The sequence below is a fragment of the Stenotrophomonas sp. S4 genome, assembly GCF_054187805.2.
In genome coordinates, this window is sequence record NZ_CM196188.1 from 3,170,884 (window position 1) to 3,192,527 (window position 21,644).

Here is a 21,644-nt window from a genome sequence, read left to right on the forward strand (position 1 = left end):
GACAAGGGCTCAGCCCTGTTCTGACGGGGTATGTGCGCGGATGGACAGCGCGTGGATATCGGTGTCCATCATCGACCCCAGCGCGGCATAGACCGCGCGATGCCGGGCCAGTGGAGCCAATCCGGCGAAGCGTTCACTCACCACATGCACGTTGAAATGGCCGCGCCCGTCGCGGGCACCGGCATGGCCGGCATGGCGATGGCTGTCATCCTCGATCTCCAGCACGCTGGGCGCCAGCGCCTGTTGCAGCGCATCACGGATCCGCTCGATCCGTTCCGCGTTCACGGCAGGACCTTGCGGAACGGGCGCACCTGAATGCGGGTGTAGACGCCGGCAGCCACGTACGGGTCGGCATCGGCCCAGGCCTGGGCCTGCGGCAGCGACTCGAACTGCGCGATCACCACCGAGCCGCTGAAACCGGCCGGGCCCGGGTCTTCACTGTCCACCGCCGGGCACGGCCCGGCCAGCAGCAGGCGTCCCTCGTCGCGCAGCGCGTGCAGCCGCGCCAGGTGTTCCGGCCGCGCCTGCAGCCGCTGCGCCAGCACATCCTGGCCGTCATACCCTTCGATCACATACCACACCGGCATTTCCTCGCTTGCGTTGTCGGGTCCGCAGATTCTAGCCAATGCCGACCCTGTCCCGGCCCCGGCTGGACACTGGCGCGGCAAAGGCTTACCCTAGACTCCATTGCACGTGGCTGGATGCAGCAGCCCGTCGGTTTTTGCGGCCAACGCAGCCCCCGACGACCGTCCCGCTGCTTCAAACCGGACCACCCGGCCGGGCCACGTAGACAACCTCCCCGTAGTTCTGTCGCTGCCGTTTACTGCGGCGCGTCCTGCTGTTTGATATGTGTGGAATCGCGCCGATCCCGGCGTGTCTGGTGCCCTGGGGCTCCGTGGCGTTGGCCCGGCGAACCCGGTGCCGCGACTGGTCCGTTGCAATCCTGATCTCCATTAGATGACTTCCGAACTCGCGCTCGACGCGAACCCGCCAACCCGGCCGCCCGCCCCCCAGCAGCAGGAAATGCCGCTGGCCGTGGTGCATGGGCAACCGGTCCTGCAGATTCCGCAGGACCTGTACATTCCGCCGGACGCGCTGGAAGTCATCCTGGATGCCTTCGAAGGCCCGCTGGACCTGCTGCTGTACCTGATCCGCCGCCAGAACCTGGATGTACTGGACATTCCCGTCGCCGAGATCACCCGGCAGTACGTGGAATACATCACCGTGATGCGTGAGCTGCGCTTCGAGCTGGCGGCCGAATACCTGGTGATGGCCGCGATCCTGGCCGAGGTGAAGTCGCGGATGTTGCTGCCGCGCCCGGTCAGCGAGGAAGGCGACGAGGCCGACCCGCGCGCCGAGCTGGTGCGCCGGCTGCAGGAGTACGAACGATTCAAGCAGGCCGCCGAGGACATCGACGCCCTGCCCCGCCAGGACCGCGATACCAGCCTGGCACACGCCTTCATGCCCGAACGCGCCACGGTGAAGCTGCCGCCGCCGGTGGACCTGAAGGAAATGCTGCTGGCCCTGCACGACGTGCTCAAGCGCGCCGAGCTGTTCAGCGGCCACGCCATCAAGCGTGAGGCACTGAGCGTGCGGCAACGCATGGGCGAAGTGCTGGGACGCCTGGAAGACGGCAAGTTCTATCGTTTTGAAGGTTTGTTCACGGCGGAAGAAGGCAAGCTGGGCGTGCTGGTCACGTTCCTGGCGGTGCTGGAACTGGCCAAGGAACAGCTGCTGGACATCGTCCAGGAAGAACCGCTGGCGCCGATCTACGTGAAGTCGCTGGCGGCCGGCAACACCAACGCCCCGCTGCAGTTCAGCAGCGAGTTCGACGACAACGACGCCGCCAATGCAGACGAGTGAGCGCTGACTGCCGATGGATCAATCGCTGATCAACCGCATTGTCGAGGGTGCCCTGCTGGCTTCCAGCCAGCCGCTCACCCTGGCCCAGCTGAAGGACCTGTTCCCGGAAGAGGAACCGGCACCGCCAGGCAGCATCGAACGCGCGCTGGAACGCCTGCGCGAAGCCTGCGAAGGCCGCGGCGTGGAACTGGTCGAGGTCGCCTCCGGCTTCCGCTACCAGGTCACCGGCGAAGTGCATGGCTGGATCAGCCGGCTGTGGACCGAGCGCAAGACCCGCTACACCCGTGCCACCCTGGAAACCCTGGCGCTGATCGCCTACCGGCAACCGATCACCCGCGGCGAGATCGAACAGGTGCGCGGCGTGGCGGTCAGCAGCAACATCATCCAGGCGCTGGAAGAACGCGAATGGATCCGCGTGGTCGGCCACCGCGACGTGCCTGGCAAGCCGGCGCTGTTCGGCACCACCAAGGGCTTCCTGGATTATTTCGGCCTGAAGCGATTGGATGAGCTGCCGCCACTGTCGGAACTGAAGGACCTGGGCGAGCTGGAACCGCAGCTATCCCTGGACCGCGATGCACCGGCGGCCGCCAGTGCCGACGGTCCGGACATCTCGGCCGGCGCCGACGGCGCTGCCGCGAACGATGACGCCGGCCTGGCCGGCAGTGACACCCCTGATTCCGCCGATGCAGCCCCTGCGTCGGCCACCGATGAGCAAGCACCTTCGCCCCTCGATGATGGGCACCCCGATTCCGCGCCGGGCGAGCGCGCGGTGCCAGTGAACGAACGCGAAGACAACGCCGTCGCGATGACGACCGTGGCTGTTGACCAAGCCGATTCCGAACCAGAGGCCGACCTCGAAACCGTCGGCCGGAGCAAAACTGATGAGTGACACCCCCCGTAACAAGCTCTCGCTGAAGCGCGAAGCCACCTCCGAACAGTTCAAGCTGGAAGAGCGCCTGCACAAGGTGCTGGCCCAGGCCGGCCTCGGCTCGCGCCGCGCGCTGGAACAGCGCATCGCCGAAGGCCTGGTCAAGGTCAACGGTGAAGTCGCGCAGACCGGCATGTCGGTCAAGAGCGGCGACAAGATCGAACTGGATGGCCGTGGCTTCGTCGCCACCGCCCTGGCCGAGCCGTCGCGCGTGCTGGTCTACAACAAGCCGGAAGGCGAAGTGACCACCCGCGATGATCCGGAAGGCCGCCCGACCGTGTTCGAGTCGCTGCCGCCGCTGAAGGGCGCGCGCTGGATCGCCATCGGCCGCCTGGACATCAACACCACCGGCCTGCTGCTGGCCACCACCGACGGTGAGCTGGCCAACGCCATGATGCATCCGTCGTTCGAGGTCGAGCGCGAGTACGTGGTGCGCGTGCGTGCGCCGGAAGGCGAGGAAAAGGTCTCCGACGCCATCGTAGACCGCCTCACCCGTGGCGTCGCGCTGGAAGACGGCCCGGCCAAGTTCGATGAGATCGAACGCATCGGCGGCACCGATTCGCACGACTGGTTCCGCGTCGTGGTGAAGGAAGGCCGCAACCGCGAAGTGCGCCGCCTGTGGGAATCGCAGGGCTGCCAGGTCAGCCGCCTGAAGCGCACCCGCTATGGCAAGGTGAGCCTGCCGCGCGAACTGGCCCGCGGCCATTCGGTGGAACTGGGCACCGCGCAGGTTGAAGCCCTGCGCGCCCAGCTGAAGCTGGAAGAAGGCGCACCGTCGGCACTGACGCTGCAGCCGGTGATCGGCCAGCGCCGCGCCGCCAAGACCACCGTGCGCGTGCGCGAAGGTGGCCGTGGCAACGCCTACGTCAACGGCCACAACACCGCTGACGAAGGCCGCGAGCTGCGTCGTTTCGACAACGTCCGCGAAGATCGCGGCCGTGGTCGCGGTGGCAAGGGTGGCGGCTTCAAGGGCGGCCTGACGGTCAGCGGTGAAGCGGCAGCCAAGCAGTCGCAGAAGCCGTTCAAGCAGCGCGCCCAGAAGAACGATCGCTCGCTGCCGGAAGGCAATCCGGCGGCGTTCCGCACCTGGTACGTGCCGGATGGCGTGAGCACCGGCCCGAGCGGCCATCGCAACGCCGGTCCGGGCGCACGCGGCCCCGGTGCCCGTGGTCCGGGTGCGGGCGGCCAGGGCCGTCCGTACGGCAAGCCGAAGGGTCCGGGTGCAGGCGCCGGTGGCGGCCAGGGCCGTGGCGGTTTCGGTGGTGAAGGCCGTGGCGGCGCAGGCGGCCAGGGTCGTCCGGCCGGTGCGGGCAACCGCTCGCAGGGCCAGGGCAACAAGCATCCGTACGGCCATCCGGGCAATGCCCCGAGCTTCCCGTCCGACCACGCCACGCCGGGCTTCAATCCGTATGGCAGCCCCAAGCCCGCGCAGGGCGCCCGTCCGGGCGGTCGCGGCCCGGGCGGCGGCAACAACCGTGGCCCGGGCGGTAACCGTGGTCCCGGTGGTCCGGGTGGCAACCGAGGCCCGGGCGGCCCCGGCGGCAACCGCGGTCCCGGCGGCCCGCGCCGCAGCGGCCCGCGCGGCGGCTGATCGGCGGTCCGACTGAAACGAAAAACCCCGGCTCAAGCCGGGGTTTTTCTTTGAAAGGGGGATGGAGGGAAAAGGGGACGGAGGGGATTAAGTCGCTTTTGCCCCTTTGAGGCGAAAGCGACTTAATCCCCTCCGTCCCCTTTTGCGTGGCGCTGGAAGGCGGCGGGCGTGGTACCGGTCATGCTGCGGAAGAATGCGATGAACGGGCTCTCGGCGGAAAAGCCGGTGTCCTGCGCCACATGCGCAACGCGATGGCCCAGCAGCAGCAACTCCATGGCCCGCATCAGTCGCCATTGCTGGCGCCAAGCCTGGTAGCCCATGCCGGTATCACGCTGCATCAACCGGCCAACGGTGCGCACGCTCAAGCCCGCACGCTCGGCCAGCTCGCCCAGTTCGGGCGGCAACTGCTCGGCCACTGGCAGGCAGCGCGCGATCCGTGGGTCGCGTGGCAGCGGCAGGTCCATCGGGGCCACCGGGGCGGCTGCGATCTCCAGCATGCACAACGCCAGTTGGTGGTGCGCACGCGGCACCCGCCAGTCATGGTCGAACGGCGCCTGCGCGATTGGCTCCAGCAATGCCTGCAGCAGGGGACCCACGCCGACGATCGCCGGCTGCTGCGGCAACTGGGCCGACAGGGTGGCCTCGAAGTACAACGAACGGTAGTCGACCGCTTGGCGCATCTGCGCGCGATGGCGCAGCCCACCCGGAATCCACGCCGCGCGCGCGGGCGGCAGCAGGCTGATGCGGTCACCGTAGGTCAGGCGCGTACAGCCTTGCCGGGTGTACAGCAACTGCGCGCGTGCATGCTGGTGCCAACCCGAGTCGTGATCCGCCAGTGAGGCCGCGATCCCCAACACCGGCGCGCTCCAGGCATCGGCATCGAAGTGCGCATCCGGCTGCAACCAGGCCATGTCTGATTTCATCCATTCAATGACAGGATAGACAGGGTGCGCCATCAGGGACGCGACCACAATGCGCGGCCCTGTTCCTGGAGCGCCCGCATGTCGCGCCGCCTGTTGTTGCTCACCATCGCGCTGCTGATGTTCCCCCAGCTTGCGCAGACCCTGTACAGCCCTGCCCTGGCCGATCTGGCCGGGCGCTTCGCATTGCCCCCCAGCGCCGCCAGCCAGGCCATGAGCCTGTACCTGTTCGGTTTCGCCGCCGGTGTCCTGCTATGGGGGCGGCTGGCCGACCATATCGGCCGTCGCCCTGCCCTGCTCTGCGGCCTGGCCGTGTTCGCACTGGCGGCCTGCGGCGGGCTGCTGGCCAGCACGTTCGGCCAGGTCCTGCTGGCCCAGGCACTGGCCGCGCTGGGTGCAGCGACGGCCTCGGTGGTCACCCAGACCGTACTGCGCGACCACCTGAAGGGACCCGCGTTGGCGCAGGCGTTCTCGTGGATCGGCATGGCGTTGGCCCTGAGCCCGGCGATCGGGCTGGCACTGGGGGCATTGCTGGTTGCCAACCACGGCTATGCCGGCGTGCAGGCCGGCCTGCTGCTGATTGTCATCCTGCTGATGCTCGGATGCGCATCCGGCCTGCAGGAGAGCCGCCCTGCCGAAGTCGCGCACACGCCCCTGCTGCCACTGCTGCGACAACTGCTGCGTGATCGCTGGATCTGGTCACAAGCGCTGTTGGTGATGGCGTTCAACGTGGCCATGTACAGCTGGTACGCGCTGGGCCCGTTCGTGTTCGAACGCCTGCACTGGCCGCTGGCCTGGTTCGGCGCAAGCGGCGCGGTGCTGGCGTTGGGTTCGGCGCTGGGCGCATGGGGCAATGGTCGCCTGCTGCGCGCAGGCATTGCCTCCGCCACGCGCATCCGGCTCGCCGCAGGACTGGTGCTGGCCGGCGGGCTGTTGGCTGCATTGCTGCGCAATCAACCGGCACTGGTCGCGGCGATGGTACCGGTGGTGGCCGGGTTTGGCCTAGCCATCCCCAATGTGCTGGGCCAGGCCCTGCGCGGATATCCGCACTGCCTGGGCAGCGCGGGCGCCCTGTTCGGACTGCTCTACTACCTCTTGATCGGCGTGGCGATGGCGGTGGTCGGTACACTGCAACTGCTGGCACCGACACTCATCGTGTGCGGCCTGCTTGCATTGTGGTTGCAGCGGCCGCGCCCGGTTACGGTCTAGGAATTGCTGCAAAGACCGCGCACTGTGCGCTGCTTCCGGAATCAACGCCACTGCGCTGGCTATCGTGCGCGTTCTCCCCAACGAGGCAGATGCCCATGGTCACCATTACCGCCGAACAGGCGCGCGCCAACGCCGATGCCGCTACGCGTCCCATCGACCAGTACTACCGCGATCTCGACACGTCGATCCGGGCCGGCTCGGAGAATGGTCGCCGCTACATCGTGTTCGGCTTCAGCCAGGCACTGGCCAGCGAGCGGCTCGTCGAGGGCGTCGTCGCGCAGTTGCTGAACAATGGCTTCGAGGTCAAACAACTGCCCAGCGACGCCGAGCAGCATTACATCCGCATCAGCTGGGAAGGGACCCAGCCGGCCCCACTCAACGCCGGCTGATGGTGAAGGCGGCGCCATCCACGCCCAGGTCCCAGCCCTTGCCGGTGCCGGACAGGGCCAGCGAGATGTCGCCCTTGGTCATCACCTGCGCATTGCTGGACTTCACTGCGCCCGCATGTGCGCCCACCGAGGCATAGGTACCCAGCAGCTCGTTGACGCTCACGGCACCAGTGAAGCTGCCACGGCCATTGGTGATCTTCGACTTGCCCACGGTCAGGCCGCCGCCCTTCACTTCGATGCGCACCGGCAGGCTGGTGCCGTTGCTGCAGCTGACCGTGCCATTGCCGGAGGCGGTCTTGTAGATCAGTGACCAACCGGACAGGTTGTAGCGCAGCTGGCAATCGAGGTTGCCGGCAGCGTGCGCGGCCGGGGCCAGCGTTGCAGCGGACAGGGCCAGCAGCAGGGCGAAGGGCTTGTTCATGGCGGGACTTCCAGTTCGGTCGGACTGCCGGCGAATCTAGCAGCGCGCGCGTGCACGTTGGATGCAGGCGCGCGCGCTGGTGCGGCAGTGTTCAGGCCGTCGCTCAGGCCTGTTCGTCCAGGTGGAAGGCATCGGCATCGAGCATCGCCGGGAAACGCGCGCGGTGCGCGGCCAGCGCCTCGGCCGAGATGGTGGTGGTGACCACCTGTTCGCGCTCGCGGATCTCCACCTGCGGCTGGCCAAGGAAATCCAGCACTGCGCTGTCGCCGGCGTAGTGCAGCTGGTTGCCATCGACGCCGATGCGGTTCACCGCCGCGACGAAGCACAGGTTCTCGATCGCCCGCGCACGCAGCAGGGTCTTCCACGCATAGGCGCGCGCCGACGGCCAGTTGGCGACGAAGATCTGCAGGTCGAAATCCAGCTGCTGCGGACGCTCCACGTTGTAGCGATTGCGGCAGAACACCGGGAAACGCAGGTCGTAGCAGACCTGCGGATTGATCCGCCAGCCCTTCCATTCCACGCTCAGGCGCTCACGGCCGGCGGCATAGCGTTCGTGCTCACCGCCGTAGCGGAACAGGTGGCGCTTGTCGTAGTACTGCAGGTCGCCATCAGGGGTGGCGAACAGCAGGCGGTTGTAGACGCCGTCGCCCTCGCGCAGCTGCACGCTGCCGATCACCGCCGCGTTCAAGGCCTGGGCCTGTCCGCGCACCCAGGCCACGGTCGGACCGTCCATGCCTTCGGCCTGGGCGATGGCGTCGTTGGAGAAGCCACTGGTGAAGGTCTCCGGCAGGATCACCAGGTCGGTGGTGCCGGCCAGCGGTGCCAGCAGCGCACCGTAGTAGGCGCGGTTGCCCGCCGGGTCATGCCAGCGGGTGTCGCCCTGGACGAGGGAAATGCGCAGGTCCTGCATGTCCGTGTCTCCGCTCACAGCAGGCGCAGGCGTTCGATCGCCGCGTCCATGGTCGCTTCATTCTTGGCGAAGCACAGGCGCACCAGGCGCTGGCCGGCCGGCGGATTCTCGTAGAACGGCGACAGCGGAATGGCGGTGACGCCCTTCTCGATGGTCAGCCACTTCACGAACTCATGGTCCGGCAGGTCGCTGATGGCCGAGTAGTCGACCAGCTGGAAGTAACCGCCCGGCACCGGCAGTGCTTTCAGCCGGGTGCCGGCCAGCTGCTCGCGGAAGCGGTCGCGCTTGGCCTGGTAGAACGCGCCCAGCTCCAGGTGGTGTTCGGGCTCGTCACGGATCATCGCGGCGAAGCCGTACTGTGCGGGGCCGAAGCTGGTGAAGGTGTTGTACTGGTGCACCTTGCGGAACTCGGCGGTCAGCGCCGGCGGGGCGATCGCATAGCCGATCTTCCAGCCGGTGCAGTGGTAGGTCTTGCCGAAGCTGGAGATGACGAACGCGCGCTCGCGCAGTTCCGGGTAGCACAGCGCCGATTCGTGGCGGCGTCCGTCGTAGATGATGTGTTCGTACACCTCATCGGAGATCAGGTAGATCTGCGTGCCGCGCAGCAGCTCGGCCAGCGCCTGCATGTCCTGCGCGGACAGCATCGCGCCGGACGGGTTGTGCGGGGTGTTGACGATCAGCATGCGGGTGCGCGGGGTGATCGCTGCACGCACGCGATCCCAGTCGACCGCGAACGTCTGCGGATCGAGCGACACATGCACGGCCTTGGCGCCAGCCAGGTCGATCGCCGGTTCGTAGCAGTCATACGCCGGGTCGAGCACGATCACTTCCTCGCCGGCACGCACCACGGCGTGAATGGCGTTGAAGATGGCCTCGGTGCCGCCGCTGGTGACGGTGATCTCGCTGTCCGCATCGACCTGCGCGCCGTAGCAGTCCAGCGCCTTCTGTGCGATGGCCTGGCGCAGCGGCGCCACGCCGGTCATCGGCGGGTACTGGTTCAGCCCGGCGGCCATCGCCCTGGCGGTCTCGTCGATCAGGCGCTGCGGCGCCGAAAAGTCCGGGAAACCCTGGCCCAGGTTGACCGCGCCATGTTCGGCGGCGAGCTGGGACATCACGGTGAAGATCGTGGTACCGACCTTGGGCAGCTTGGTGGTGGGTTGCATCGGCCTGGGGATGTGGGGAGACAGACCCCTGAGTTTACGCAATCCCTGCCTCGGTAGTGCCGGCCGCCGGCCTGCAACCCGGGACGATCTGCGACGCTGGGTCGCGCCTGCCGGCCAGCGGCCGGCACTACCCTGTGAATTCACCGCTACAATTGCCGCCGCACTCCGGCATGAAGACCTTTGCCCCTTGAACACCCCTGCATTGCTGGCCGCCAGCGGCCTGAGCTTCTCCCGCAATGACGAGCCGGTGTTCGGCCCGCTGGACTTCCATGTGGACGCCGGCGAAGCCCTGCTGGTGCAGGGCGGCAATGGCGCTGGCAAGACCACCCTGCTGCGCGTGCTGGCCGGCCTGGCCCGGCCCGGTGCTGGCCAGGTGCGGATCGACGGCAAGCCGGCCAGCAATGCCGAGCGCGCGCGGTATGTCGCCTACCTCAGCCACCTGCCGGCCCTGAAACCAGACCTCGGCACGCTGGAAAACCTGCATTTCCTGTGTGGCCTGCACGGACGGCGTGCGCGGCAGATGCCCGGCAACGCGCTGGCCATCGTCGGCCTGGCCGGTTATGAGGACACCCTGGTACGGCATCTGTCGGCCGGACAGAAGCGGCGGCTGGCACTGGCGCGCATCTGGCTGTCGCCGGCGCCGCTGTGGCTGCTGGACGAACCCTATGCCAACCTCGACCTGGAGGGCATCACCCTGGTCAACCGGATGATTTCGGCACACCTGCGCGCCGGAGGCGCTGCGCTGGTCACCACCCATGGCGCCTATGCCGCACCGCCGGTGCGTACCCGCCAGCTCGACCTCGGCGGTGCCGCATGATCGCGCCGGGTACGGAGCCGGGCCTGTGGCAGACCGCGGGCGCCCTGCTCAAGCGCGACCTGCGCCTGCTCTGGCGCCGCCGCGGCGATGCGCTGCAGCCGCTGCTGTTCGCGGTGCTGGTGGTGGTGCTGTTCGCGTTGGCCCAGGGCCGCGAACCACAGCTGCTGGCCGCCACCGCCGGCGCCGTGCTGTGGCTGGCCGTGCTGCTGGCGGGGCAGCTGTCGCTGGATTCGCTGTTCCGTTCCGACGCCGAGGACGGCTCGCTGGAACAATGGCTGCTGGCGCCGGTACCGCTGGCCTGGCTGGTGCTGGTGCGCGTGCTGCTGCATTGGGCCACCACTGCGCTGCCGCTGATCGTGGTCAGCCCGCTGCTGGCCGAAATGCTGCATCTGCCGCATGACCAGCTGCCGATGTTGCTGGCATCGTTGCTGCTGGGAACACCATTGTTGAGCCTGATCGGTGGCGTGGTCGCCGCGCTGACCGTAGGCATCCGACGCTCTGGTATTCTCGTGGCGCTGCTGTCGTTGCCGCTGTACGTGCCGGTGCTGGTGTTCGGTGCAGGCAGCCTGGCGGCAGCCGGACGCGGGCAGGATCCGGTCGGTGCGCTGCTGATGCTGGGCGCTGGCCTGCTGGTCGCGCTGGTGCTGGCGCCGCTGGCCACTGCCGCTGCAATACGTATTTCTCTGAGTTGACCGAGCTGAGAGCCAATCCACCCCTGCTGGATAGCCGCCACGCATGAATCCGATTGTCCGCTGGTTCCACCAACTCGGTTCGCCCCCCACGTTCGACCGTTTCGCTGCCCGCTGGTCGCGGGTGTTCTACCTCGCGGCGGTGCCGGTGCTGCTGGTCGGCATGTGGCAGGCGCTGCTGGTGGTACCGCCGGAAGCCAAGCAGCTGGACAGCTTCCGCATCCTCTACATCCACGTGCCCAGTGCCTGGATGAGCCTGTTCGTGTTCGCGTTGATGGCGCTGTATGCGGCCATCGCGCTGATCTGGCGGATCAAGGTCTGCGAGATCCTGGCCATGGCCTGTGCGCCGATGGGCGCCGGCTTCACCCTGATCACCCTGTTGACCGGCAGCATCTGGGGCAAGGGCACCTGGGGCACCTGGTGGGACTGGGACCCGCGCATGACCAGCGAGCTGGTGCTGCTGTTCCTGTACTTGGGCGTGATCGGCCTGTACCACGCCATCGAGGACCGCCGCAGCGCCGCGCGCGCGGCCGGGCTGCTGGCCATCGTCGGCGTCAGCCTGCTGCCGGTGATCCGCTACTCGGTGGACTGGTGGGGCGGCCTGCACCAGCGCCAGTCGATCAGCGTGTTCGGTGAATCGGCGATCAGCAGCGCGATGATCGCGCCGCTGTGGTGGATGGTGATCGGCACCAAGTTCTGGTTCGCCGGTTCGGTGCTGGCCAAGGCCCGCGCCGACAATCTCGACCGCGAGGCCGGCAAAGCCTGGGTCGGTGGCCGCGTCGATGCCGAACGCCCGGCCCGGGAGGCCCAGCCATGACCCACCTGCCCTATGTGATCGGCGCCTACGCCGTGTTCGTGCTGGTGCTCAGCGCCGATGCCGTCGGTTCGTGGCTGCGCCTGCGCGTGGCGCGCCGGCTGGCACTGGCCCGGCAGCAACGGCAACAGACCCGCGCCGGCAGGCAGGACGCAGCGGCGCCGTTGTCGACGGAGCTGGAACGATGACCCCGGTACAGCGTCGCCGCCTGGTGTGGGTGCTGCTGGCCCTGCTCGCCTCCGGCCTGGCCACTGCGCTGGTGGCGATGGCACTGGAGCGCAACATCGCCTACCTGTACACGCCTTCGGAAGTGCTGCGCGGCGATGTCGATGCGCAATCGCGCTTCCGCCTCGGCGGCATGGTGGTGAAAGGCTCCTTCAACCGACCGGTCGGCTCGCTGGAGGCACGATTTGAAGTGACCGACGGCGACGCGCAACTGGCGGTGACCACGTCGCGGATCCTGCCGGACATGTTCGCCGAAGGCACGGCGGTGGTCGCCAGCGGCCGACTGCAGGACGGCACCTTCGTCGCCGACGAGGTGCTTGCGAAGCACGATGAGAAGTACGTGCCGAAGGAAGTGGCCGACAAGATGGGCGACGCCCATCGCAAGCACGACGTGCCGGTGACGGCACCCGAGGTGCGCTGAGTGTTGCCCGAACTGGGTCAGATCCTGCTGCTGTGCGCGTTGCTGGCCTCGCTGCTGCAGGCCGGCCTGCCGCTGGTCGGCGCGCAGCGCAACAACACCGCGTGGATGGCGGTGGCACGACCTGCCGCGTTCGCGCAGCTGCTGCTGGTCGCCGGCGCGTTCGCCGTGCTGACCGCCGCGTTCGTGCAGCAGGACTTCTCGGTGCGCTACGTGGCCGAGAACTCCAATTCGCTGCTGCCGATGGTCTACCGCTACTCGGCGGTCTGGGGCGCGCACGAGGGCTCGCTGCTGATGTGGGCGCTGGTGCTGGCGCTGTGGACCGGCGCGGTGGCGCTGTTCTCGCGGCACCTGCCGGCGCCGGTGCAGGCGCGCGTACTGGCGGTGATGGGCGTGGTCAGCGTCGGCTTCCTCGCCTTCCTGATCTTCACCTCCAACCCGTTCCTGCGCCTGAACCCGGCGCCGCTGGAAGGCCGCGACCTCAATCCGCTGCTGCAGGACCCGGGGCTGATCATCCATCCGCCGATGCTGTACCTGGGCTATGTCGGCTTCGCGGTGCCATTCGCGTTCGCGGTGGCCGCACTGCTGGAAGGCCGCGTCGATGCACGCTGGCTGCGCTGGACGCGGCCATGGACCAACGTCGCCTGGGGCTTCCTGACCCTGGGTATCGCGCTGGGCAGCTGGTGGGCCTATTACGAGCTGGGCTGGGGCGGCTGGTGGTTCTGGGACCCGGTGGAGAACGCCAGCTTCATGCCATGGCTGGTCGGTGCGGCATTGATCCATTCGCAGGCCGCCACCGAAAAGCGTGGCACCTTCGGCAGCTGGACCCTGCTGCTGGCGATCGCCGCCTTCGCGCTGTCGCTGCTGGGGACGTTCCTGGTGCGCTCAGGCGTGCTGACCAGCGTGCATTCGTTCGCCGCGGATCCCTCGCGCGGCCTGTTCATCCTGGTGTTCCTGTCGGTGCTGGTGGGCGGCAGCCTGCTGCTGTATGCGCTGCGTGCCAGCCAGCTGAGCGTGGACGCCGACGATCCGCGCCGTGGCTTCACCGCCACCTCGCGCGAGACCCTGCTGCTGGCCAACAACCTGCTGCTGGCCACCGCCTGCGCGATGGTGCTGCTCGGCACGCTGTACCCGCTGCTGGCCGATGCGCTGTCGCTGGGCAAGATCTCGGTCGGCCCGCCCTACTTCGGCAGCCTGTTCCTGCTGCTGATGGCGCCGATGATCCTGCTGCTGCCGTTCGGCCCGCTGGTGAAGTGGCAACGCGACCAGCCCTCGCGCGCGTTCGCGCTGCTGGCACCGTGGCTGGGCCTGGCGCTGCTGCTGGGCGCGCTGGCGTGGTGGCAGGCGCCGCAGAACGGCTGGAAGGCCGGCATCGGCGTAGCCGCTGCGGCGTGGGTCGGGCTGGGTACCGCGCGCTTCGTCTGGCAGCGCCTGCGCGGCAATGGCCGCTTCACCGCCGAAATGCTCGGCATGATCGTCGCCCATGCCGGCATCGCCGTGTTCCTGGCCGGCGCACTGCTGGTGGAAGCGTTGAACGTGCAGCGCGAGGTGGCACTGGCACCGGGCCAGCAGCTGGTAGTCGGCCGCCATGAAGTGCGCTTCGAGGGCGTGGACCATCGCGAAGGGCCGAATTTCATCGCCGACCGTGGGCACCTGCGCGTGTTCCGCAACGGCCGCGAGCTGGCGCTGCTGCACCCGGAGAAGCGCCAGTACGCCAGCGGTGGCCAGGTGATGACCGAGGCCGGCATCGATGCACGCTTCGATGGTGATGTCTACGTGGCATTGGGCGAGCCGCTGGGCAACAATGCATGGGCGGTCCGGGTGCACATCAAGCCGTTCGTGCGCTGGATCTGGCTGGGCGCGCTGCTGATGGCCCTGGGCGGATTCATCACCGCCGCCGACCGCCGTTTCCGTCGTCCGTAGGAGTTCCCATGTCCGAGTCCCCCGCCCCGCGCCCCTCCCGCCCGCTGCCGCCGGTAGCCATCGTGATCGGCGTGCTGTTCTTCTTTGGCCTGCTCGGGCTGATGATCTACGGGGTGATGAAATCGGGTGATCCGCAGCGCGACGTACTGCCGTCGGCGCTGATCGACAAGCCGGCGCCGGCCTTCGCCCTGCCGGTGCTGCACGACCCGGAAATGATCGTGCACAGCGATGACCTGCGCGGCGCGCCCTACCTGCTGAACGTGTGGGGCAGCTGGTGCGCGGCCTGCCGCGAGGAACACCCGGTGCTGACCCGGTTCGCCGAGAGCAAGCGCGTGCGCGTGATCGGCTACAACTGGAAGGACGACCCGACCGACGCGCTGCACTGGCTGGAACAGCTGGGCAACCCGTTCATGGTGGTGCTCAGCGACGTTGAAGGCCGCACCGCGATCGACTGGGGCGTGACCGCAGCACCGGAGACCTTCCTGGTCGATGGCAGCGGCATCGTGCGCTGGAAGTACAGTGGCGCGATGACCCAGAGCGTGGTGGACGAGAAACTGATCCCGGCGCTGCAGAAGATCGAGAAGGCCCAGGCCAGTGCCGGCAACACCCTGCATACGGCGCCCTGAGCCCATGCGCTGGCTGCTGGCGCTGCTGCTCCTGATGCTGCCGCTGGCCGTGCTGGCCCAGCAGCCGCTGCACGATCCGCAGCCGCTGCAGTTCCGCGATGGCGCCGAAGAGCGCCGCTTCCATGACCTGGCTGCGCAGCTGCGCTGCGTGCAGTGCCAGAACCAGTCGTTGGCCGACTCGAACGCGCAGATCGCCCAGGACCTGCGCCGCGAGGTGCTGCAGCTGATGCAGCAGGGCCACGACGACGCGCAGATCAAGCAGTTCCTGGTCGCCCGCTACGGCGAGTTCGTGCTCTACCAGCCACCGTTGCAGCCGGGTACCTGGCTGCTGTGGGGTGGCCCGCTGCTGGTGCTCGGCGCCGGCGCACTGGTGGTGCTGGGCATCGTCCGCCGCCGTGGCCGCGCGGTCGCCGCCGTGCCGGCCAGCAAGGCCGATGAGGGAGATGGATGGTGAGCCATTGGCTGCCGATGCTGGCTGGGCTGGTGGCCGCGCTGATGGCGGCGCTGGTGCTGTGGCCACTGCGCCAGCAGGGGCGCCGCGGTTTCGTGGTGGGCGTGCTCGCGCTGGGGGTGGCCGGTGCCTGCCTGTATCTGCTGGTCGGTGATCCGCGTGCAGCACAGGTACAACCGACGCCATCGGTAGCCACCCTGCGCGATGGCGTGCAGGCCCTGCAGGATGCACTGAAGCGCGACCCGCAGCGGGCTGATGGCTGGGCGCTGCTGGGCCGATCACAGGCCGAGCTGGGCAATGTCTCGGCCGCGGCAGACGCCTTCGCGAGGGCCGCCGCATTGGCACCGGATGATCCGGGCGTGCTGGTGGAGGCCGCGCAGGCGCGCGCGCAGGCCGATGCCGGCAAGCAGTTCGATGACACCGCGATGGCCTGGTTGCACCAGGCCCGTGCACAGGCACCCGATGCCGAGCGCGCCAGCTGGTTGCTGGGCATCGCCCTGCGCCAGCGCGGAAAGAATGCCGAGGCCGCGGATGTGTGGAGTGGCCTGCTGCCACGGCTGGAACCCGTCGCCGCGCAGGCGCTGCAGGCGCAGATCGCCATCGCCCGTGAAGCCGCCGGCCAGGCGCCCGATGCTGCCGCTGCGGCGCCAGAGGCGCTGCTGCAGGTGCGTGTGCAGCTGCCTGCGCTGAACAACACCGAATGGCCCGCCAGCACCCAGGTGTTCGTACTGGCCCGCGCCGTAGGCGGACCGCCGATGCCGGTGGCCGCGCGCAAGCTGCCCCTGGCCGGTTTCCCGGCCATGGTCGGGCTGGGCGACGGTGACAGCCCGATGCCGACCGCACCGCTGTCGGCCCATCGTGAGGTGGAAGTGCTGGCACGCATCTCGCGCAGCGGCAGCGCCAACCGCAGCGAGGATGACCTGCAGAGCGTTCCGGTGAAGGTGAGCCTGCCGCATGAAGGCGTGGTGGAACTGCGGTTCCCTTGACGCTCCGCAGGTAGTGCCGGCCGCTGGCGGGCAGCCACGCGGGCGCATCACGGTTCATGAGGTTGCCGGCCAGCGGCCGGCACCACCGGGTGCATCGCCGATGGAAACCAGCGTGTCGCCAGCTCCACATGCGGCCCCGCTAGAATGACTGCATGACCGAATTCATCCCGCCCGGCACCCGCTTCCACGCGCTGCCCTCGCCATTCCCGTTCAAGCGCGGTGGCGCCCTGCATGGCGCACGCGTGGCCTATGAAACCTGGGGAACGCTGGCGGCGGACGCCAGCAATGCGATCCTGATCGTGACCGGCCTGTCGCCGGACGCGCATGCAGCGGCCAACGAGGCCAACCCGGCACCGGGCTGGTGGGAAGGCATGGTCGGCCCCGGCAAGCCGATCGATACCGATCGCTGGTTCGTGGTGTGCGTGAACTCGCTGGGCAGCTGCAAGGGCTCGACCGGCCCCGCTTCGCTCAACCCGGCGAGCGGTGAGCCCTATCGCCTGGACTTCCCCGAGCTGTCGATCGAAGACGGCGCACGCGCCGCGATCGAAGTCGTGCGTGCACTGCGCATCGAACAGCTGGCCTGCGTGGTCGGCAATTCAATGGGCGGCATGACCGCACTGGCGGTACTGATGCTGCACCCGGGCATCGCGCGCAGCCACGTCAACATTTCCGGCAGTGCGCAGGCACTGCCGTTCTCGATCGCGATCCGCTCGCTGCAGCGCGAGGCGATCCGTCTCGATCCGCGCTGGAATGGCGGTCGCTACGACGATGCCGAGTACCCGGAGTCCGGCATGCGCATGGCGCGCAAGCTGGGCGTGATCACCTACCGCTCGGCCCTGGAATGGGATGGCCGTTTCGGCCGAGTGCGGCTGGATTCGGACCAGGCCGACGACGATCCGTTCGGCCTCGAATTCCAGGTGGAAAGCTATCTGGAAGGCCACGCACGGCGCTTCGTGCGCTTCTTCGATCCGAACTGCTATCTGTACCTGAGCCGCTCGATGGACTGGTTCGACCTGGCCGAGTACGCCGACGGCGACGTGCTGGCCGGGCTGGCGAAGATCCGGGTGGAGAAGGCACTGGCGATCGGCGCCAACACCGACATCCTGTTCCCGGTGCAGCAGCAGCAACAGGTCGCCGACGGCCTGCGTGCCGGCGGTGCCGATGCGCGCTTCGTCGGACTGGAATCGCCGCAGGGCCATGACGCCTTCCTCGTCGATTTCGAGCGTTTCGGCCCGGCCGTGCGCGGCTTCCTCGACGCGCTGTAAGTGGCATGGCGGCGTAATCTCGCGTTGGCCGCATTCGGCGCGCTGGCCGCCTTGATGATCAGCGGAGTGCTGCCTCTGTGGCTGGGTGGCTGGTGCCTGCTGGCCAGCGCGGTGTCCTTCGGGCTGTATGGCCACGACAAGCGCGCGGCACAGCGAAAGCAATGGCGGATTCCCGAGCGCACCCTGCAGCTGCTGGCCTTCGCCGGCGGTTGGCCCGGCGCGCTGCTGGGCCAGGCGCTGTTCCGCCACAAGCACCGCAAAACCGGATTCCAGTGGGTGTTCTGGCTGTGCGTGCTGGCCAACGTCGCCTCGATCGCGGTGATGCTGCGCGAGTTCTCGCGGTAACCCTCGCAATCGGTAGTGCCGGCCGCTGGCCGGCAATCAGGTATCCGCGTGAAACGCCATGAGGTTGCCGGCCAGCGGCCGGCACTACCGGGATGTTTTCACGCTTCGCGCTCCAACACCCCATCACGCAACCGGTACTGCACATCGACCACGCCGTCGGGCAGGTCGTCGTGGGTGATCATCAGCAGGCTGCGCCCGTCCAGCAACCCGGAAAGGTCCTGCAACAGCGCGCGTGCGGTATCCACGTCCAGGCCTTCGGTCGGTTCGTCCAGCAGCAGGATCGGCGCATCGCGCAACAGCGCGCGCGCCAGCGCCAGCCGTCGCGCCTGGCCTGCCGACATCGTCGCGCCGTTCTCGCCGACCCAGGCCTGCAGGCCACCGTTGTGCTCGGCCCAGTCACCCAGGCGAACGCGGCGCAGCACCGCCCACAACGCGGCATCGCTGGCGTCGGGATCACCCAGCCGCAGGTTCTCGGCCACCGTGCCGGCAAACACCGGTGCGTTCTGCGGCAGCCAGGCCAGCTGGCGGTGCCACTCGGCCTGGGCGACGTCGCGCAGGTCGCGTCCACCATAGGTGATTCGCCCCTGCTGCGGATCCCACAGCCGCAGCAGCAGGCTGGACAGCGTGGTCTTGCCACTGCCGCTGTCGCCGCGAATCGCGATGCGTTCGCCCGGCGCCAGGGTCAGCTGCAGGCCGGACAGCACCGGCCGCGCGGCACCCGGCCACTGGAAATGCACGTCATCCCAATGCACGCGCGCCGCCTGCGGCACCGGCTGCGGCGCCTGCGGATCCTGCACCGTCGGCGGTTGTTCGACGATGGCCTGCAGGCGATCGGCCGCAATGCGCCCGGACTGCAGCGACTGCCAGGCCAGGCCCATGCCGGCCCACAGTTCGATCAGCGCCACGGTCAGGAACACGAGGCCCGCGGCCATTTCCGGCGCGATGTGCTGCTGTTCGGCGGCGTGCAGCGCCAACGCCAGCATCGCCACCAGCCCCAGCCCGGCGACCAGGCCGTGCAGGGTCGAGGCCGCGATCAGGCGCCAGCGCCGACGACGATCACGCGAGGCCAGCTGCTTGGCAGCCACGCGCACCTTCAGCTGCCAGGCCGCATCGGCATGCAGCGCGGCCAGATCACCGGCACCTTCCAGCCCTTCGAATGCGGCGGTACGCAATGCGGCACGATGCGCGGCACGATCGGCCTCTTCGTCGTCATGGCCACGCACGCCCAGCCACGGCACGCCGAAGGCGATCAGCAGCGCCAGCACCGCCAGCAGTACCGCTGCCGAGGGCAGGATCAGCGCTGCCGAGGCGACCGCCACCAGTGACAGCGCACCCAGCGCCACCAGCGGCCCGATCGCACGCACCAGCAGTCCATCCACTTTGCCGATGTCCCCCAGCAGCCGCGCCAGCAGCTCGCCGGTACGCGTGGCCCCCAACCGTGCCGGGGCAAGTGGCAGCGCGCGGCGGAAGAACCACACGCGCAGGTCGCGGGCGATGCGCAGCGTGGCATCGTGGCCGACCAGCTTTTCGAAGTAGCGCGACACGATGCGCGCCATGGTCAGGCCACGGATGCCGGCCGAGGGTGAGAAGAAATTGAAGCCCTGGCCGAGGCCGGCCGCACCGGCCAGCGCAGCCGCCGTGAGGAAACCACCGGACAGGCCGAGCAGCGCCGTGCCGGCCAGCATCGTGATCCACAGCAGCAGCATGGTCAGCAACAGGCGCGGCCGGTGGCGCAGGAACACCGCGCGCAGCGAATCAGGCGAACGGCTCATGCGCGCACCGCCTGTGCCGGTTCCACCAGGCGGCCTTCCGGCAACAGCAGGCAACGGTCAGCCCACGCGATCACCGCCGGGCTGTGGGTGGCGACCACCACGCTGCGCCCGCGTGCATACGCGGCCAGGCTGCGCAGCAGGGCCGCTTCGGTATCGGCATCGAGGAATGCGGTGGGCTCGTCCAGCAGCAGCACCTGCGGATCACGCAGCAACAGGCGGGCCAGGCCGATGCGGCGGGCTTCGCCACCGGACAGTCCGAAGCCGCGCTCGCCGATCACCGTGTCCAGCCCCTGCGGCAGGCGTTGGGCAAACTGCAGGACCTGCGAGGCCTCGGCCACCGCGCGCAGCCGCGCATCGCTGGCACCGGGATCGGCCAGCCGCAGGTTGTCGGCGATGCTGCCGTGGAACAGGTACGGTCGCTGGCTGGCATAGGCCACCTGCACGCCGGGCCGCAACTGCAGCTTGCCGGCGCGCGGCGGCAACCAGCCGGCCAGCGCCTCCAGCAGCGTGCTTTTGCCGGACCCGCTGGGACCGACCAGGGCCAGGCGCTGGCCCGGCTCCAGCAGCAGGTCCAAATCCTGCAACACATCCTGCGGCGCGCCCAGCGGGCGCAACACCAGCCCCTGTGCCTGCAGCGGCGGCAAGGCGGCCTCGGCCGGCTCCACCGCCAGCGGTGCAACCTCGTTCTCGATCAGGCCCTGCTCGTCCGGCAGCGACTGCAGCAGGCGCTCCACTTCGGCGGCGGCGGCCAGTGCATTGGCGCGATCGTGGTAGTGCGCGGCCAGCCGTCGCAGCGGCGCATAGAACTCCGGCGCCAGCAACAGGCAGAACAGGCCCGCACCCAGCGTCGGCACCGCTGCATGCAGCGACATCATGCCCAGATAGCTCAGGCCCAGGTACAACGCGACCATCGCCACGCTGACCGAGGCGAAGAATTCCAGCACCGTGGACGACAGGAACGCGATGCGCAGCACCTTCAGCGTGCGCACGCGCACGCCTTCGGCGGCGGCCTCGATGCCCTCCAGCTCGGCGTCACCGCGGCCATACAGGCGCAGCAGGCCCAGGCCCTTGATCCGGTCGGCGAAATGGCCGCTCATGCGCGCCAGTTCACCCAGCTGCGCGCGCCCGGCGGCTTCGGCGCCCCAGCCCACCAGCATCATGAAGAACGGCACCAGCGGCGCGGTGAACAGCAGGATCAGCGCCACCACCCAGTCCACCCAGGCCACCGCGGCCAGGATCAGCAGCGGCACCACCACCACTTCGGTGCGCACCGGCAGGAAGCCGCTGTAATAGCTCTCGATCGCATCACCGTGATGCAGCATCAGTTCGCCCAGTTCACCGGTGCGGCGCTGCCGCAGCCACAGCGGGCCATGGCCCAGCAGGCGCGCGAACACGCGTTCGCGCAGTGCCAGGCGGGCGGCGTCGGCCACATCGCCGGCAGCGGCCTGGGTGGCGCTGCCCAGCAAGGTGCGCAGCACCAGGATCACCGCCAGTCCCGCCAGCACCGGCAGCCCCGAGGCCAGCGGCGCGTGCTCCACCAGCACCTGCTGCACCAGCCAGGCGATGGCGGCGGCCTGGCCGATCAACAGCGCGCCGGAGAGGCTGATGCACAGCGCGGCCAGACGCTGGCGGCCGCGGGCGGAGCGTGCCAGATCGGCCAGCCAGGCCGTGCGCACACGCCGCTGGCGGGCGGTTTCAGCTTCCGGGGACAGGCCGTCAGGGGTCGTTTCGGCAGCGCTCAAGAGGTCTTCACGGGCAACGGGGGAGACACGGCATTGTAGGCACAGGCAATAGCCGGCCCCTGCGGCCGGCGGTCGCAGTCTTCATCAGGTTCGCATACGATCCCTTCGCACACCTGTTCATACATTGATCTGGATCAAGGCTGTTTGAAGTAGTCGGTCACATCATTCACGTCGTAG

Annotated in this window: 24 protein-coding genes; 16 read left to right on the forward strand and 8 right to left on the reverse strand. The window is 68.7% G+C overall.

What is annotated here, in order from left to right; translation table 11 throughout:
• Nucleotides 1-9 precede the first annotated feature (9 nt).
• Together ACUZUJ_RS14895 and ACUZUJ_RS14900 are read right to left on the reverse strand one after the other, a co-directional pair.
• The gene (locus tag ACUZUJ_RS14895) at nt 10-285 is read right to left on the reverse strand and encodes a BolA family protein (protein WP_014647753.1); all 276 of its coding nucleotides are present in this window, start codon (nt 283-285) and stop codon (nt 10-12) included.
• Nucleotides 282-581, reverse strand: coding sequence for a YciI family protein (locus tag ACUZUJ_RS14900; RefSeq protein WP_049442759.1), 300 nt, complete (start codon nt 579-581; stop codon nt 282-284). The genes ACUZUJ_RS14895 and ACUZUJ_RS14900 overlap by 4 nt, the downstream gene beginning before the upstream one ends.
• A 376-nt stretch (nt 582-957) precedes the next feature.
• Between ACUZUJ_RS14900 and ACUZUJ_RS14905 the strand changes: the two genes are divergently transcribed.
• From ACUZUJ_RS14905 to ACUZUJ_RS14915, 3 genes are read left to right on the forward strand one after another with little or no spacing between them, the layout of a single operon-like run.
• A complete protein-coding gene (locus ACUZUJ_RS14905; protein ID WP_006456456.1) occupies nt 958-1,863 on the forward strand; it encodes a segregation and condensation protein A in 906 nt (301 codons plus the stop codon).
• A 13-nt stretch (nt 1,864-1,876) separates the two neighbouring features.
• Nucleotides 1,877-2,752 (forward strand): SMC-Scp complex subunit ScpB, encoded by an 876-nt coding sequence (scpB, locus tag ACUZUJ_RS14910; protein WP_049442662.1) that lies wholly within the window; start codon nt 1,877-1,879, stop codon nt 2,750-2,752.
• On the forward strand, nt 2,745-4,382 hold the full coding sequence (locus ACUZUJ_RS14915; protein ID WP_075677275.1) for a pseudouridine synthase: 1,638 nt from the start codon (nt 2,745-2,747) through the stop codon (nt 4,380-4,382). Before scpB ends, ACUZUJ_RS14915 begins: the two co-directional genes overlap by 8 nt.
• 122 nt (nt 4,383-4,504) lie before the next feature.
• Here ACUZUJ_RS14915 and ACUZUJ_RS14920 read toward each other — a convergent pair whose 3' ends face one another.
• Complete coding sequence (locus tag ACUZUJ_RS14920) at nt 4,505-5,293, reverse strand: AraC family transcriptional regulator (protein WP_049442661.1); 789 nt, start codon at nt 5,291-5,293, stop codon at nt 4,505-4,507.
• Between the two features lie 90 nt (nt 5,294-5,383).
• Here ACUZUJ_RS14920 and ACUZUJ_RS14925 point away from each other — a divergent pair, with 90 nt between their 5' ends.
• Both ACUZUJ_RS14925 and ACUZUJ_RS14930 read left to right on the forward strand, forming a co-directional pair.
• Nucleotides 5,384-6,511: an MFS transporter gene (locus tag ACUZUJ_RS14925; RefSeq protein WP_049442660.1), complete on the forward strand. Its 1,128-nt coding sequence runs from the start codon at nt 5,384-5,386 to the stop codon at nt 6,509-6,511.
• 95 nt (nt 6,512-6,606) lie between these two features.
• Nucleotides 6,607-6,900 carry a hypothetical protein gene (locus ACUZUJ_RS14930; RefSeq protein ID WP_014037830.1) on the forward strand — a complete coding sequence of 98 codons (294 nt, stop codon included), beginning with the start codon at nt 6,607-6,609 and terminating at the stop codon, nt 6,898-6,900.
• On the opposite strand, the gene ACUZUJ_RS14935 is transcribed toward ACUZUJ_RS14930, so the two are convergent.
• From ACUZUJ_RS14935 to ACUZUJ_RS14945, 3 genes are all read right to left on the reverse strand, one after another.
• Nucleotides 6,887-7,321, reverse strand: a complete 435-nt coding sequence (locus ACUZUJ_RS14935) for a hypothetical protein (protein ID WP_014037831.1) — start codon at nt 7,319-7,321, stop codon at nt 6,887-6,889. The genes ACUZUJ_RS14930 and ACUZUJ_RS14935 overlap by 14 nt on opposite strands.
• A 103-nt stretch (nt 7,322-7,424) precedes the next feature.
• Entirely contained in the window at nt 7,425-8,231 is an 807-nt protein-coding gene (locus ACUZUJ_RS14940; RefSeq protein ID WP_049442659.1) for an amidohydrolase, read from the reverse strand.
• 14 nt (nt 8,232-8,245) lie between these two features.
• Nucleotides 8,246-9,394, reverse strand: coding sequence for a pyridoxal phosphate-dependent aminotransferase (locus tag ACUZUJ_RS14945; protein ID WP_458219956.1), 1,149 nt, complete (start codon nt 9,392-9,394; stop codon nt 8,246-8,248).
• 10 nt (nt 9,395-9,404) lie between these two features.
• Between ACUZUJ_RS14945 and ccmA the strand changes: the two genes are divergently transcribed.
• The 11 genes from ccmA (at nt 9,405) to ACUZUJ_RS15000 (ending at nt 17,953) form a co-directional block, all read left to right on the forward strand.
• Nucleotides 9,405-10,211 carry a heme ABC exporter ATP-binding protein CcmA gene (gene ccmA, locus ACUZUJ_RS14950; protein WP_458219957.1) on the forward strand — a complete coding sequence of 269 codons (807 nt, stop codon included), beginning with the start codon at nt 9,405-9,407 and terminating at the stop codon, nt 10,209-10,211.
• Nucleotides 10,208-10,903, forward strand: coding sequence for a heme exporter protein CcmB (gene ccmB / locus ACUZUJ_RS14955; protein WP_006456616.1), 696 nt, complete (start codon nt 10,208-10,210; stop codon nt 10,901-10,903). The genes ccmA and ccmB overlap by 4 nt, the downstream gene beginning before the upstream one ends.
• Nucleotides 10,904-10,946: 43 nt before the next feature.
• Nucleotides 10,947-11,717, forward strand: a complete 771-nt coding sequence (gene ccmC / locus ACUZUJ_RS14960) for a heme ABC transporter permease CcmC (RefSeq protein WP_049442658.1) — start codon at nt 10,947-10,949, stop codon at nt 11,715-11,717.
• Nucleotides 11,714-11,902, forward strand: coding sequence for a heme exporter protein CcmD (locus tag ACUZUJ_RS14965; RefSeq protein WP_049442657.1), 189 nt, complete (start codon nt 11,714-11,716; stop codon nt 11,900-11,902). The genes ccmC and ACUZUJ_RS14965 overlap by 4 nt, the downstream gene beginning before the upstream one ends.
• Nucleotides 11,899-12,360 carry a cytochrome c maturation protein CcmE gene (gene ccmE / locus ACUZUJ_RS14970; RefSeq protein WP_014647764.1) on the forward strand — a complete coding sequence of 154 codons (462 nt, stop codon included), beginning with the start codon at nt 11,899-11,901 and terminating at the stop codon, nt 12,358-12,360. The genes ACUZUJ_RS14965 and ccmE overlap by 4 nt, the downstream gene beginning before the upstream one ends.
• A complete protein-coding gene (locus ACUZUJ_RS14975) occupies nt 12,361-14,280 on the forward strand; it encodes a heme lyase CcmF/NrfE family subunit (protein WP_458219958.1) in 1,920 nt (639 codons plus the stop codon).
• 8 nt (nt 14,281-14,288) lie between these two features.
• Nucleotides 14,289-14,906, forward strand: a complete 618-nt coding sequence (locus ACUZUJ_RS14980) for a DsbE family thiol:disulfide interchange protein (protein ID WP_458219959.1) — start codon at nt 14,289-14,291, stop codon at nt 14,904-14,906.
• Between the two features lie 4 nt (nt 14,907-14,910).
• A complete protein-coding gene (locus ACUZUJ_RS14985) occupies nt 14,911-15,360 on the forward strand; it encodes a cytochrome c-type biogenesis protein (protein ID WP_014037839.1) in 450 nt (149 codons plus the stop codon).
• Nucleotides 15,354-16,343 carry a tetratricopeptide repeat protein gene (locus tag ACUZUJ_RS14990; RefSeq protein ID WP_119006533.1) on the forward strand — a complete coding sequence of 330 codons (990 nt, stop codon included), beginning with the start codon at nt 15,354-15,356 and terminating at the stop codon, nt 16,341-16,343. The genes ACUZUJ_RS14985 and ACUZUJ_RS14990 overlap by 7 nt, the downstream gene beginning before the upstream one ends.
• Nucleotides 16,344-16,495: 152 nt before the next feature.
• Nucleotides 16,496-17,608 carry a homoserine O-acetyltransferase MetX gene (gene metX / locus ACUZUJ_RS14995; protein WP_119006534.1) on the forward strand — a complete coding sequence of 371 codons (1,113 nt, stop codon included), beginning with the start codon at nt 16,496-16,498 and terminating at the stop codon, nt 17,606-17,608.
• Nucleotides 17,609-17,953 carry a DUF1294 domain-containing protein gene (locus ACUZUJ_RS15000; RefSeq protein ID WP_101765807.1) on the forward strand — a complete coding sequence of 115 codons (345 nt, stop codon included), beginning with the start codon at nt 17,609-17,611 and terminating at the stop codon, nt 17,951-17,953.
• A 98-nt stretch (nt 17,954-18,051) separates the two neighbouring features.
• Here the strand turns inward: ACUZUJ_RS15000 and cydC are convergent, their stop codons facing one another.
• A complete protein-coding gene (cydC, locus tag ACUZUJ_RS15005) occupies nt 18,052-19,725 on the reverse strand; it encodes a thiol reductant ABC exporter subunit CydC (protein WP_458220749.1) in 1,674 nt (557 codons plus the stop codon).
• The gene (cydD, locus tag ACUZUJ_RS15010; RefSeq protein ID WP_049442790.1) at nt 19,722-21,467 is read right to left on the reverse strand and encodes a thiol reductant ABC exporter subunit CydD; all 1,746 of its coding nucleotides are present in this window, start codon (nt 21,465-21,467) and stop codon (nt 19,722-19,724) included. Before cydD ends, cydC begins: the two co-directional genes overlap by 4 nt.
• Nucleotides 21,468-21,644: the final 177 nt, after the last annotated feature.